Below are 12,060 nucleotides of genomic sequence, written 5' to 3'. Positions count from 1 at the left end.
CCGCTTCGCGGTCCCCCTCCCCCGCTGCGCAGGGGAGGATTGAATCAGCCGCCCTGAACCGAGGACCAGGTGCGGGCCGGGCCGGCGGTTTCAGCCGCCGCGACGGGCGCGGCGCCGGACGCCGCCGCCGTCCGCTCCGCCAGCCAGCGCAGGTTGGCGTCGGCGGCCTCGGGCGGCAGGTCGCGGCGCAGGATGGCCTCGGCCTCGGCGGTCTTGCCCTGCAGACCCAGCGACAGGGCCAGGTTCTGGCGCACCTTGAGCGTCGCGGTCGGCTGGGCGGCGGCGCGGCGCAGCAGGATCTCGGCCGAGGCGGCGTCGCCTTCGCCCATGCGGGCGATGGCGGCGTTGGTCAGGACGTCGGGATTGTCGGGCGACAGACGCAGGGCCTCGGTCCAGGCCGTCTTGGCGTCGTCGGGACGGCGCACCTGCTGATAGGCCACGCCCAGCAACGACAGGGGCCTCCAGTCGCGCGGCGCGGCGGCGCGGGCCTGCTCCAGCGTCGCGATGCCGTAGAAGGCCTGACCCCGCGCGATGTGGGCGCGGCCCACCTCCAGCATGGCCTCAAGATTGGCGGGCTGGACGGTCAGGACGTTCTGCGCCGTCTCGGCGGCCTGATCGAACTGACCCATTTCGCGCAGGGCCTGGGCCATGCGGACCCCGGCGACGGGGTCCATGGGATTGATCTGCTGTTCGTTGGACCAGAAGACCGAGCGGCTGAGGGCGTCGGCGCGGTCATAGCTGGCCCGCGTTGCGGCGTCGGCGGGCTTGCGCGCCGGAGCGGCGGCGGTCGTCGGGGCAGGGGAGGTCTGGGCCTGAACGACGCCCGACAGAGCCCAAAGGGCCAGCGTCATGGTTGCGGCGGCGGCGGCGGTGCGCGACATGGAGAGGGTCCGGACGGTTTCCTGCGGCCCCAGGGTCGCGCCTTCGGGTCAAGGTTTGGTTAATCGGCCTTAACGGCCGGAAAGGCTCGCCCCCATGTCCGTCGTTCACTCCGACCTGCTGATCGCCGCTTCCGAAGCCGCGCGCCCCGTGCGCGTGGTCAAGACCGGGCAGGCGCTGACCGGCAAGTCCGCCGTCTGGGCCGAGGCCAACGGCTTCACCGGCAAGGCGGGCCAGCTGCTGATCGTCCCCGGCGACGACGGCGCGGCGGCCGAGGCCCTGTTCGGCGCCGGCGAGGCCTTCGAGCCGATGAGCGCGCGGTCGCTGCCGACGCGCCTGCCCGCCGGCGACTGGCGGCTCGACGGCGTCGAGGGCGAGACGGCGACGCAGGCCGCCCTGGCCTTCGCCCTCGGCGGCTATCTGTTCGACCGCTACAAGGCCCGGCCCGAGCGCGGCCGCGCCCGTCTCGTGGCCCCCGCCAGTCTTGACCTGATCGAGACCCTGAACATCGCCGCCGCCGCCGCCCTGGCCCGCGAGATGGTCGACACTCCCGCCGCCGACATGGGGCCGCTGCAGATCGAGACCATCGCGCGCGAAATCGCCCAATCGGCGGGGGCCGTTCTGACTGTCGTCACCGGCGACGCCTTGCTGGAAGACAACTACCCGGCCGTCCACGCCGTCGGCCGCGCCGCCGCCCCGCACCGCGCCCCGCGCGTCGTCGAGATCGGCTGGAAGCTGGACCGGACCGACCTGCCGCTGGTGGCCCTGGTCGGCAAGGGGGTGGTGTTCGACACCGGCGGTCTGGACCTCAAGCCCGCCGCCGGGATGCGCAACATGAAGAAGGACATGGGCGGCTCGGCCCACGCCCTGGCGCTCGGCCGACTGATCATGCAGGCCGACCTGCCCGTGCGGCTGGTGGTGCTGGTGGCCGCCGTCGAGAACGCGGTGTCCGCCGACGCCTTCCGCCCCGGCGACATCCTGTCCAGCCGCAAGGGACTGACCATCGAGATCGGCAATACCGACGCCGAAGGCCGCCTGATCCTGGCCGACGTCCTGACGCGGGCGGGAGAGCACAATCCTGACCTGACACTGGACTTCGCCACCCTGACCGGCGCCGCGCGCATGGCGCTGGGGCCGGAGCTGCCGCCGCTTTACACCGACGACGAGGCCCTGGCCGAGGGCATTCTCAGCGCCGGGCGCGCGGTGGGCGATCCCCTGTGGCGGATGCCGCTCTGGGCCGGCTATCGCGCCTCGCTGGACAGCGAGATCGCCGACATCAGAAATGATTCCGCCGCCTGGGCCCAGGCCGGATCGGTGACGGCGGCCCTGTTCCTGCAAAAGTTCGCGCCGACGACCGGATCATGGGCGCACATGGACATCTTCGCCTGGAATCCGCGCGCCCAGCCGGGGCGCCCGGAAGGCGGCGAAGCCCAGGCCCTGCGCGCCTGCTACCGCTACCTGCGCGACCGATTCGCGAAATAGCCAAGGCTGTTAACGCCCGATTTGGCTTCGGAGTTTACATATGACGGTTCACCCGCGTGAACCGACGCCGAGGCCCTGTTTGTCCGACCTTCTGGCCCTTCTCCCGCCCGGCCCGCCTCTGATCCTTCGGGACGGAGAGCGGATCGTGCTGGCCGAACAGGCGCTGGAAGGCCTGATGCCGGCCGAGGCCTATGTGCGGCTTGAACCCATGCATTGCCGGGTGCCGGTCGCCGACATCCTGTCGGACGCGGATCAACGCATCGACCAGCTTCTGCACGGCGAGGCCTTCGACGTCCTGCATCGTCAGGACGACCGGGCCTGGGGGCGCGCCCGTCGCGACGGCGTCGTCGGCTGGGTGGCGCTGGAGGTCCTGGCGTCCGGCGCCCCCCTGGCCCGTCGTCGTGTTTCCTCCGTGTCCGCCGCCCTGCCGCTGAACGCCCTGGTGGGCGAGGCCGCCGAAGGCGTCAGCGAGGCCGATCTGCAAGCCGTCGGCGACTTCGAACGCGAGCCGGTCGCCGTGGCCGAACGTCTGCTGGGTCGCCCGCACGCCCTGGGCGCCCGCTCCTCGTTCGAAACCGATTGCTCGGGCCTGGTGCAGCAGGCCTTGCTGGCCTGCGGTCTGCCCGGCCCGCGCCGCTCCGACGCCCAGGCCGACCTCGGTCGCCCCATCGCGCGCGCAGAGGCCCGGCGCGGCGATCTGGTCGTCTGGATGGCGCCGAACCGCGACCACGACTGGACCGGCCACTCGGCCATCATGGTCGACGCCGATCAGGTCATTCACTCCACCGGCGTGCGCGGCGGCGTCGTCATCGAGACCCTGGCCGAGGTCGAGGCCCGCCTGACCGGCGAAGGCTTCGCCTCGGCGGTTTTCCGGCGGATCTGATTTTCTAATTTCCCCTCATCCCCGCGGAGGCGGGGACCCAGTCCTTTGGCCGCATTCGCCTGCGCCGACCCCCGAACGCAGAAAAGGCGGCCCGAAGGCCGCCTTTCCCGTCGTCTTGAATATCTGACGCTTAGGCCGTCGGAGCGCTGGTCGCGGCCGGCGGGGCGGCCGGGGTGGCCTGGGTCGTGGCCGGAGCCGCGCCCTCGGCCGCCGGAGCGGCGGCGCCTTCGGCCGCAGCCGCGCCTTCAGCCGCCGGAGCCGCCGCAGCGGCGCCCGGTTGGCGGGCCGGGTCCGACGCCGGGATGGCGACGCCGCCCGAACCTTGGGTGCGCAGCCAGGCGATCAGGTTGATGCGGGTCTTCTCGTCGCGGATGCCGGCGAAGGACATCTTGGTGCCCGGGACGTAACGGCCCGGCGCGGTCAGGAAGTGATCCAGTTCGTCATAGCCCCAGGTCGGAGCCTCGGCCTTGTGCTTGGCCATGGCGTCCGAATAGGCGAAGCCGGCGCGGTGCATGACCGGACCGCCGAGGACGCCGTTCAGGTTTGGACCAATGCCGTCGGCGCCGCCCGCATTGGCGGTGTGGCAGGCCTGGCAGCGCGCGAAGGCGGCTTCACCGGCGGCCAGGTCGGCGGTCGGCAGGACCGTGCCCCAGTCGATCGGGAGGGCGGCAGGCTCGGCGCCCGCGGATTCTTCCGGCGCGTCCACAAAGTAGCCCATCTTTTCCGGCTGCTTGGTGTGATAGACCATGCCCGAAACTTGCTGGACCACCAGGATCACAAAGGCGGTGCCCAGGCACGCGCCCATAATCTTGTTCCACTTCAGATCGCCGCTCATGCGCGTCGTCGCTTCCCGTCTCTAATGAGCCCCCCAACCGCGAAGCGGCCTCAGGCATTCTTGCGTCGGCGTCTCTTACACGCTAGCGCGACCTTCGCAACCGGCCCGGGCGTTTCCGGGCGTCGCAGGACGTCGTCAAGTCGATGAATCCGCTGATAATGATACCCGCTCGCATGGCGGCGACCCGTTTGCCGAACAAGCCGCTGGCCGATATCGGCGGCAAGCCCATGATCGTGCGGGCCTGGGAGCAGGCGGCCCTATCCGGCTTCCGCGTGGCCGTGGCGGCGGGCGATCCCGAGATTGTCGAGGCGGTCGAGGCGGCGGGCGGTTTGGCCGTTCTGACCGATCCCGACCTGCCCAGCGGCTCGGATCGTATCCGCGCGGCGGTCGAGGCGGTCGATCCTGACGGCGCCCATGACCTGGTCATCAATATCCAGGGCGACATGCCCTTCGCTTCGCCGGATCTGGCGCGGGCCTGCGCCGATCTGCTGGCGCGCGAATCGGCCTGCGACATCGCCACCCTGGTCGCGGCCGAGGCCGACGTCTCGGACCGGACCAATCCCGACGTGGTGAAAGCCGTCCTGGCCCTGCCGGAAGGCGGAACCAGCGGCCGCGCCCTCTACTTCACTCGCTCGACCCTCTACGGGGACGGTCCGATCTGGCGCCACGTCGGCATCTACGGCTACCGCCGCGAGGCTCTGATGCGCTTCTGCGCCGCCCCGCCGTCGCCGCTGGAGAAGCGCGAGAAGCTGGAGCAACTGCGGGCGTTGGAGATGGGCCTGCAGATCTGGGCCTCGGTCATCGACGAAGCCCCGCTGTCGGTCGACAATCCGGCGGATCTGCAAGCGGCAAGGAAGCTGGTCTGATCCAACCTTCCTTCTCCCCTTGAGGGAGAAGGTGGGGCCGAAGGCCTCGGATGAGGGGTATCGACGCGACGCTTGAATTCAGCGTCGCCCAGCCGTCGAAGTCATTTGTCGGACGCCGAAGCGCTCACACCCCTCATCCGTCTCGCTGCGCGAGCCACCTTCTCCCTCAAGGGGAGAAGGTCTCTATTCTTGCGCCCAGCTTTCCAGCAGCCGCCGCGCGATCGCGAACGGCGGCGGAGCGTGGATCGTCCCGTGCGTGCCCGCCAGCACCGCTCGCGCCTCGGCCCGCGTCAGCCAGGCCACGGCCTCCAGCTCGGTCTGGTCCGGCGCGGCGTTGTCGTCCGTGACCTCGGCGATCAGGCCGATCATCAGCTGGGCGGGGAAGGGCCAGGGCTGACTGGAATGGTAGGCGACGCTCGACACCGTCAGGCCCGCCTCCTCCATCACCTCGCGGGCGCAGGCTTCCTCGATGGATTCGCCGGGCTCCATGAAGCCGGCCAGGGCCGACATCCGGCCCTCGGGCCAGATCGCCTGGCGCCCCAGCAGACAGCGGGGTTCGGCGCCGCCCTTGTAGACCGGCAGCATGATGACGACCGGATCGACGCGCGGGAAATGCTCGACGCCGCAGGCCGGGCAGACGCGTCGCCAGCCGCCCGAGGCCTGATCCGTCGCCTTGCCGCAGGCGGCGCAGAATCCATGGCGGCGGCGCCAATCGAACAGGCTCTTGGCCGTGCCCGCTATCGCGACATCGGCTTCCGGCAGGGCGGCGGCGGCCGCGCGCATCTCGATGAACTGACCCAGGCCCCCGGCGGGGCCGGTGGTGGGGTCGATCGAGCTCTCGAACTCGACCGCAAACACTGGCGCGCCCTTCCACAGACCGAGGAAGACGTCGCGGTCGGGAACCAGATCGCGTCCATGCCCCAGTGAGAGCCAGACCAGGCGCTGCCCGCCCTCATGATCCTCGACCAGAGGCCGACCCTCCCACAGCACCATGGCCATGGCCTCGGGGTTGGCCTCCTGCTCGCCCAGCCAGGCGGCGTCGTTGCGAAGGTCGCCCGAGCGGTCGAGCGGATTGCCGGAGAAGACGTTGCGATAAGGCATGGCGCTTCATACCCCCGACAAGACGACGCGGGGAGGGGTCTTGATTCCCGCGTCGCCAACCGTCATATCCCTCCTCGGAGATCGCGGGCGAAGGCTTCGCCAATCTGGTCAGGGCCGGAAGGCAGCAGCCACAACGAATTCCCCTTCGGGTCGCGGTCTCCACCCTCTCATGAAATTTGGCGCTATCGTCGATCACGCGGTGATCGGCTGCTTGAGCGCGCAATGACGGCTAACGTTCGTTGTGCGGCGGCGCGCCGCGTGAGCGCGGCCTCAGATCGGCAGCGCCGTGGTGCACTTGATCTGTTCCATGGCGAAGGACGAGCTGACGTCCACCAGCGGGGCGATCTGGATCAGGCGCTTGTAGAAGCGGTCATAGGCGGCGATGTCGCTGACGACGACCTTGAGCAGATAGTCGGTCTCGCCGCTCATCCGATAGAATTCGACGACTTCCGGCATGGCCGACGCGCCCTGGGCGAATCGTTCCAGCCATTCGCCGTCGTGGTGCCGGGTGCGGATGGCGACGAAGACCACCAGCACCAGATCCAGCTTGTCGCGGTTGAGCAGAGCCACCCGGCGCTCGATGAAGCCCCCGTCCTCGAGGCGACGCACCCGTTTCCAGCACGGGGTCTGGGACAGCCCGACCCGCTCGGCCAGCTCGGCGATGGTCAACGACCCGTCGGCCTGCAACTCGCGCAGGATGCGAAGATCGGACGGATCGAGAGAATGCTTCACCGGACAGCCCCGCTAAGCCCCCGTCGGGACAGCCCATCGACGCGGAACTGGAGCGGCCGGCGGGAATCGAACCCGCGACATTCAGCTTGGGAAGCTGACGTTCTACCTCTGAACTACGACCGCGCTGGGGGGACCATAGAGGTCGGGGCTGAAAAGAAAAAGCCCGGCGCGGGGCCGGGCCTGGGGAAAATCGAGTGGTGTGGACCTCGTCAGTCGCTGAGCCGTTCGACCCGAATTCCACGCTGTTCCAGTTGGGCCTGCAGGCTGTCGGCGCCCGCCAGATGGCCCGCGCCGACCGAGATGAAGGCCGTGCCCGAACCGGCGAGGAGCGTCTGGATCTGGTCGGCCCAGGCCTGGTTCCGGCGCGTCAGCATCACGGCGTACATTTCCGGCGATTCCGCCTTCATTTCCTGGCCGATCAGGCGGTCCAGACCTTCGACGTCGCCGGCGGACCATGCGGCGACCATGCGGCCGAGCATGGCGTCCGCCTGATCGAACTCCTTGAGGCCCGAGCGCAGCAGGGCCAGCTGGGCGTCCTCGGTCATGTCGGCGACGAAGCCGATCTGCTGGGGCGCGGTCTCGAAGCCCTTGATGGGCTTGCCGGTGGCGGCTGCGCGGGCGTGCAGGATCTGATCCCCGCCGTTGGCCGCCACGTAACCGGCCTTCTGGATCGAGGCGAGGGCCAGTTGCAGACTGGCCAGCCAAGGGCGCAGCGGATCCAGCTGGGCCGCTGTCGCGCCGACGGTGCGGGCGGCCGCGTCGAGATCGGCCGTCTCTTCCGCCGTCAGCAGGCTGGACAGGGGGCGGTCGGGCGAGACGCCCTTGGCCTGGATGATCGGCATGACGCCCGACTGGTCGCTTAGATCGGCGATCTCGAACCAGTATTCGTCGGCGCTGGCGAAGGCCCGGTCGACCCGCGTCGTGCCCCAGGGCGTGTCGGGCTTCAGCACATGGACCGTGCCGAACAGGTAGAGGGTGGAGTCCTCGTCCTTGACCACCCACAGGCCCGGACCCGAACCGGCGGGCGCGGCGACGACGGCGGCCGGGGCGACGGACGAGGTCTGCGCCATCGCCGAGGGCGCCAGCAGCAGGGCGGACAGCGCCGCCCCGACCGTCAGGGCTGATCGAAGGCCGTCAGACAGTAGGGCGATGCGCATGGGGAACTATTCCTCGTCCGAGAAGATGGATTCGATCGGCAGTTGAAACAGGCGCGCGATCTTGAAGGCCAAGGGCAGGGAGGGGTCGTAGCGCCCCGTCTCCAGCGCATTGACGGTCTGGCGGGAGACGCCCAGCTCGGTCGCCAGGTGCGCCTGGCTCCAGTCGCGTTCGGCGCGCAGGACCTTGAGGCGATTGTTCATGCGAGCCTCCTCAGCGCCGCGCCCACCACCACCATGCCCAGGCGACGCCGTAACCGATCAGCATCAGGGTCAGCATGGCGAAGGCGCCCGTGGCGGCGTAGGCGGCGGGATCGACCCGGTCCGAGTACCAGGCGGGAATATTGATCGCGGCGGCCTGCGGAAGCGAGGCCATGATGACCAAGGCGCCGCCCACGGCCATGCCGCTGGATCCGCCCCAATACCAGGCCCACTTGTGCGCTTCCTGCGCCGCCTCGTCGATGGAGGACATCCACTTCAGACTGACCCACATGGCGATCAGCATGGTGATCACGGCGAAAACGCCGACGGTCCAGAGCGCGGCTGAACTGGACATGACGTCCTGACCGCTGGCCTTCATGAAGCCCAGCACGCCGCCGGTGACGAAGGCCGCCAGAACGACCAGCCCGAGCCCCACGGCGGACTGGATGAGAAGTTTACGCTTGCCGGCCACGCCGCCCCTCCAAAGTTGACAAGTGTGTTTTACACCAGCCTCGTGCGCCGTCAAGCAAGCCCTAGTCGGCGGGCGCGTTCAGCAGTTCGGGGCGGCTGAGGGCGCGCGGCGACTGTTCGACGGGCGGCAGTTCCGGCAGGTCCTTGCCCTCGTGGTCGACCTTGAGGTCCTCGAACCGGCGCGCCGACACCATGACCTGGCTTTCCAGCGAGCCGACGAACTGGTTGTAGCGCCCGACCGCCGCGTCCAGCGCCTTGCCGACCGAGGCGGCGTGGCCGCCCATGACTGACAGGCGCTTGTAGAGCTCCTTGCCCAGCTTGGCGACGTCCTCGGCGTTCCTGGCCTGCTCCTCGGCGCGCCAGCCATAGGCGACCGCCTTGCACAGGGCGAACAGGGTGGTCGGGGTGACGATGACGACGCGCGAGGCCATGGCCGTGGTCATCAGGTCCGGCTCGTGATCCAGGGCGGCGGCCAGGAAGGCGTCGCCGGGCACGAACATGGCGACGAAGTCCGGGCTGGGCTTGAACTGGTCCTGATAGGCCTTGGACGACAGCTGGCGCACGTGGGTCTTCATGCTGGCGGCGGTGCGCAGGGACATGGCCTGGGCCTGGGCTTCGTCGTCCCCATCGGCCTCGTCGGCGAAGGCCAGGGACACCTTGGCGTCGATGACGAACATGCCGCCGCCCGGCAGTTTGACGATGAAGTCGGGGCGTTGCTGACGCCCCTCGTCATTGGCCGAGGAGTTCTGCTCCTCGAAGTCGAAGCGCCCCGCCATGCCGGCGGCTTCCAGCACGTTGCGGCAGGTCTGCTCGCCCCAACGGCCGCGACGGCCGGTATTGCCCTTCAGGGCCTCGGTCAGGCGGCGCGCCTCGTCGCGGGTGGCGGTCGAGGCGGTCATGAGGGCGGCCAGTTGCTCCTTCAAGCCGCCGGTGTCCTCGGCGCGGGTCTTCTCCAGGGCGGCGACGTGCTCCTGGAACTTGGCCAGGGTCTCGGAGACCGGCTTGAGCTGGGCCTCCATGCGCTCGCGGGCGACGCGGTCCTGGGCCTGGAAGGTTTCTGTTGCGCGGGCCACCAGCTTGGTGGCCACGGCCTCGGCCGACTGCGAGGCCTGGGCCTTGAGGAACTCGGCCATGGAGTCACGGCTCTCCTCCATCAGCTCCAGCCGGGCGTCGGCGGCGTCCAGCGCCCCCTTGGCCTTCTGCCAGCCCATGAAGGCCCAGAAGAAGCCGGCCACAGCAGCCACGGCGACGACCAGCAGGATGAGTTCGAGCGTGTTCATGCTCCGTTCCTAGCCGGAGTCGGAGGCTGATAATAGCCTCCCTCTCCCGATGGGAGAGGGCTTGAGCGCACGAGAGCGTCAGCGATCGTCCTTGCGCGAAAGGGTGAGGGTTTGCGGGTGAAGTCGGCCGAAGGCCGCTGTGCGACGGCTCACGCCGACTGAAGGCTTGAACCCTCACCCTTTCGCCTGGCGGCTCGCCTTCGGCTCTCCGAGGCTCAAGCCCTCTCCCATCGGGAGAGGGAATTCTACGCCGGCCGTCGCGCCCGTAGGGCCTGGACGATGGTGCCGTCGTCCAGCCAGTCCAGTTCGCCGCCGACCGGGACGCCGCGGGCCAGGGACGTGACCTCGACCCCCGCAGCGGACAGGCGCTCGGCGAGGTAGTGGGCCGTGGTCTGGCCGTCGACGGTGGCGGGCAGGGCCAGGACGACCTCGCGCGCCTCGCCGCCTTTCGCTCGGCCGATCAGTTCGGCGATGCGCAGCTGTTCGGGCCCGACGCCGTCCAGCGCCGACAGCAGCCCGCCCAGAACGTGATACTTGCCGCGAAAGGCGCCCGAGCGCTCCATGGCCCACAGGGCGCCGGCCTCTTCAACGACGCAGATCAGGGCGTTGTCGCGGCTCTGGTCCGAGCAGACCGAGCAGGGGTCGCGCGTGTCGGGCGCGCCGCAGACCGAGCAGTTGACGACCTTGTCCGCTGTCTCGGCCAGCGAGGCGGCCAGCGGCACGAGAAGTTGCTCGCGCCGTTTCAGCAGGGCCAGGGCCGCGCGCCGGGCCGAGCGCGGACCCATGCCCGGCAGCTTGGCCAGAAGGCTGATCAGCCGCTCGATTTCCGGGCCGGCGGAGGCGGCCATCAGCCCATCCTCCCCTGCGCAGCGGGGGAGGGGGACCATGCAAAGCATGGTGGAGGGGGCGGGGCCAAGCGACTCGGTGAGAAATCAGATGCGGCTGGGCGCGACAAATCTCGAGGGTCGAGCTTGAGGCCGCCCCCTCCACCGCCTGCGGCGGTCCCCCTCCCCCGTGAACGGGGGAGGATCAAAGAGGGCCAGCGCATCTCAGCCATCAGAAGAGTTTCGGCATTCCCGGGATGTTCATCCCGGCCATGGGGCCGGCGGCCTCGCGCATCAGGGCGTTGTTGACCTCGTCCAGCTTGCGCTTGGCGTCGGCGTGGGCGGCGACGATCAGGTCGGCCAGGATTTCACCCTCGCCGGGCGCCATCAGGCTGTCGTCGATCTTCACGGCGGTGATCTCGCCGGGGCCTTTCAGGGCGATGGAGACAAGGCCGCCGCCCGAGGTGCCCTCGGCGGTGGTTTCGGCCATCTTGGCCTGGGCGTCCTGCAGCTTTTGCTGCATCGCCTGGGCCTGTTGCATCAGGGCGTTGAGGTCTTTCATCCCCCCTAGATAGGGCGATCCGCAGTCCGGCTCCAGACCCTCTTGCAGAACAGGGATTCAAATCAGCAACAGATTTTGTGGCAGTGCTCTTGACGGCGGCGCGCGACAGGCCATATTCGCCACAACTGAAGTTGCTAATCCTGTTCGGGAGCTTTTTTCATGGCCTTCGACGCCCTTGCCGCCCGCGACGTTCCGGTTTCCGATTCTGTCCTGGCCCAGCTGTTCACCGAGGCGCGCACGCGCAACGGCTGGAGCGACCGCCCGGTCTCCGAGGACCTGATCCGCAAGCTCTACGACCTGACCAAGTTCGGCCCGACGGCGGTGAACGCCACGCCCGCCCGCTTCGTCTTCGTGACTTCGCCCGAGGCCAAGGCCCGCCTGTCGGTCCACATGAGCGAGGGCAACCGCGCCAAGACCCTGGCCGCCCCGGTCAACCTGATCATCGCCCAGGACATCGATTTCCACGAGACCCTGCCCAGGCTGTTCCCGCACGCGCCGGGGGCCCGCGACTGGTTCCTGGACGAGGCGGGGCGTCGCGAAGCCGCCTTCCGCAACGCCTCGCTGCAGGGCGGCTATCTGACCATCGCGGCGCGCGCCCTGGGTCTGGATGTGGGGCCGATGTCGGGCTTCGACGCCGCCGGCGTGAAGGCCGAGTTCTTCCCCGACAGCAATGTCGAGCCGAACTTCATCATGAACCTGGGCTACGGCACCGACGAGAACCTCTTCCCGCGCTCGCCCCGCCTCGACTTCGAGGAAGCCGCGCAGATCCTGTAAGCGCGAAAGCGGCGAG

At 69.5% G+C, this 12,060-nt stretch carries 14 protein-coding genes, 1 tRNA gene and 1 other RNA gene; 5 read left to right on the top strand and 11 right to left on the bottom strand.

Annotated features, from left to right (window positions below; genetic code table 11):
- Window positions 1–44: 44 nt before the first annotated feature.
- The gene (locus ACFYLW_RS09955) at window positions 45–881 is read right to left on the bottom strand and encodes a tetratricopeptide repeat protein (protein WP_313471913.1); all 837 of its coding nucleotides are present in this window, start codon (window positions 879–881) and stop codon (window positions 45–47) included.
- A gap of 94 nt (window positions 882–975) precedes the next feature.
- Here ACFYLW_RS09955 and ACFYLW_RS09950 point away from each other — a divergent pair, with 94 nt between their 5' ends.
- Window positions 976–2,361, top strand: coding sequence for a leucyl aminopeptidase family protein (locus ACFYLW_RS09950; RefSeq protein ID WP_313471914.1), 1,386 nt, complete (start codon window positions 976–978; stop codon window positions 2,359–2,361).
- A 79-nt stretch (window positions 2,362–2,440) separates the two neighbouring features.
- On the top strand, window positions 2,441–3,244 hold the full coding sequence (locus ACFYLW_RS09945) for an NlpC/P60 family protein (RefSeq protein WP_312066297.1): 804 nt from the start codon (window positions 2,441–2,443) through the stop codon (window positions 3,242–3,244).
- Between the two features lie 130 nt (window positions 3,245–3,374).
- On the opposite strand, the gene ACFYLW_RS09940 is transcribed toward ACFYLW_RS09945, so the two are convergent.
- Complete coding sequence (locus ACFYLW_RS09940) at window positions 3,375–4,079, bottom strand: cytochrome c family protein (protein ID WP_313471915.1); 705 nt, start codon at window positions 4,077–4,079, stop codon at window positions 3,375–3,377.
- Between the two features lie 143 nt (window positions 4,080–4,222).
- On the opposite strand from ACFYLW_RS09940, the gene ACFYLW_RS09935 reads away from it, so the two are divergent.
- The gene (locus ACFYLW_RS09935) at window positions 4,223–4,945 is read left to right on the top strand and encodes a 3-deoxy-manno-octulosonate cytidylyltransferase (RefSeq protein WP_312066044.1); all 723 of its coding nucleotides are present in this window, start codon (window positions 4,223–4,225) and stop codon (window positions 4,943–4,945) included.
- A gap of 183 nt (window positions 4,946–5,128) precedes the next feature.
- Here the strand turns inward: ACFYLW_RS09935 and nudC are convergent, their stop codons facing one another.
- Window positions 5,129–6,046 carry an NAD(+) diphosphatase gene (gene nudC / locus ACFYLW_RS09930; protein ID WP_312066046.1) on the bottom strand — a complete coding sequence of 306 codons (918 nt, stop codon included), beginning with the start codon at window positions 6,044–6,046 and terminating at the stop codon, window positions 5,129–5,131.
- 73 nt (window positions 6,047–6,119) lie between these two features.
- Between nudC and ffs the strand changes: the two genes are divergently transcribed.
- An RNA gene (gene ffs / locus ACFYLW_RS09925) (signal recognition particle sRNA small type) lies at window positions 6,120–6,213 on the top strand.
- A 103-nt stretch (window positions 6,214–6,316) separates the two neighbouring features.
- On the opposite strand, the gene ACFYLW_RS09920 is transcribed toward ffs, so the two are convergent.
- The 8 genes from ACFYLW_RS09920 to ACFYLW_RS09885 form a co-directional block, all read right to left on the bottom strand.
- Window positions 6,317–6,778, bottom strand: a complete 462-nt coding sequence (locus ACFYLW_RS09920) for an Lrp/AsnC family transcriptional regulator (RefSeq protein WP_312066048.1) — start codon at window positions 6,776–6,778, stop codon at window positions 6,317–6,319.
- Window positions 6,779–6,826: 48 nt separating this feature from the next.
- A tRNA-Gly gene (locus tag ACFYLW_RS09915) sits at window positions 6,827–6,901 on the bottom strand.
- Between the two features lie 86 nt (window positions 6,902–6,987).
- Window positions 6,988–7,935 carry a TraB/GumN family protein gene (locus ACFYLW_RS09910; protein WP_312066103.1) on the bottom strand — a complete coding sequence of 316 codons (948 nt, stop codon included), beginning with the start codon at window positions 7,933–7,935 and terminating at the stop codon, window positions 6,988–6,990.
- Between the two features lie 6 nt (window positions 7,936–7,941).
- Window positions 7,942–8,136, bottom strand: coding sequence for a helix-turn-helix transcriptional regulator (locus tag ACFYLW_RS09905; RefSeq protein WP_105562535.1), 195 nt, complete (start codon window positions 8,134–8,136; stop codon window positions 7,942–7,944).
- Window positions 8,137–8,146: 10 nt separating this feature from the next.
- Window positions 8,147–8,605, bottom strand: coding sequence for a hypothetical protein (locus tag ACFYLW_RS09900; RefSeq protein ID WP_292085495.1), 459 nt, complete (start codon window positions 8,603–8,605; stop codon window positions 8,147–8,149).
- A gap of 61 nt (window positions 8,606–8,666) precedes the next feature.
- Window positions 8,667–9,884: a DNA recombination protein RmuC gene (locus tag ACFYLW_RS09895; RefSeq protein ID WP_312066105.1), complete on the bottom strand. Its 1,218-nt coding sequence runs from the start codon at window positions 9,882–9,884 to the stop codon at window positions 8,667–8,669.
- Window positions 9,885–10,129: 245 nt separating this feature from the next.
- Window positions 10,130–10,732: a recombination mediator RecR gene (gene recR, locus ACFYLW_RS09890; RefSeq protein WP_312066106.1), complete on the bottom strand. Its 603-nt coding sequence runs from the start codon at window positions 10,730–10,732 to the stop codon at window positions 10,130–10,132.
- A gap of 208 nt (window positions 10,733–10,940) precedes the next feature.
- A complete protein-coding gene (locus ACFYLW_RS09885) occupies window positions 10,941–11,270 on the bottom strand; it encodes a YbaB/EbfC family nucleoid-associated protein (protein ID WP_105562538.1) in 330 nt (109 codons plus the stop codon).
- 159 nt (window positions 11,271–11,429) lie between these two features.
- Between ACFYLW_RS09885 and ACFYLW_RS09880 the strand changes: the two genes are divergently transcribed.
- Complete coding sequence (locus ACFYLW_RS09880) at window positions 11,430–12,044, top strand: malonic semialdehyde reductase (protein ID WP_292085503.1); 615 nt, start codon at window positions 11,430–11,432, stop codon at window positions 12,042–12,044.
- The last annotated feature ends 16 nt before the right edge of the window (window positions 12,045–12,060 follow it).

The sequence above is a fragment of the Brevundimonas sp. NPDC007368 genome (assembly GCF_042869015.1).
Taxonomy (GTDB): domain Bacteria; phylum Pseudomonadota; class Alphaproteobacteria; order Caulobacterales; family Caulobacteraceae; genus Brevundimonas.
Note: the sequence above shows the minus strand (reverse complement) of the source record. Positions and strands in the feature narration are given on the sequence as shown.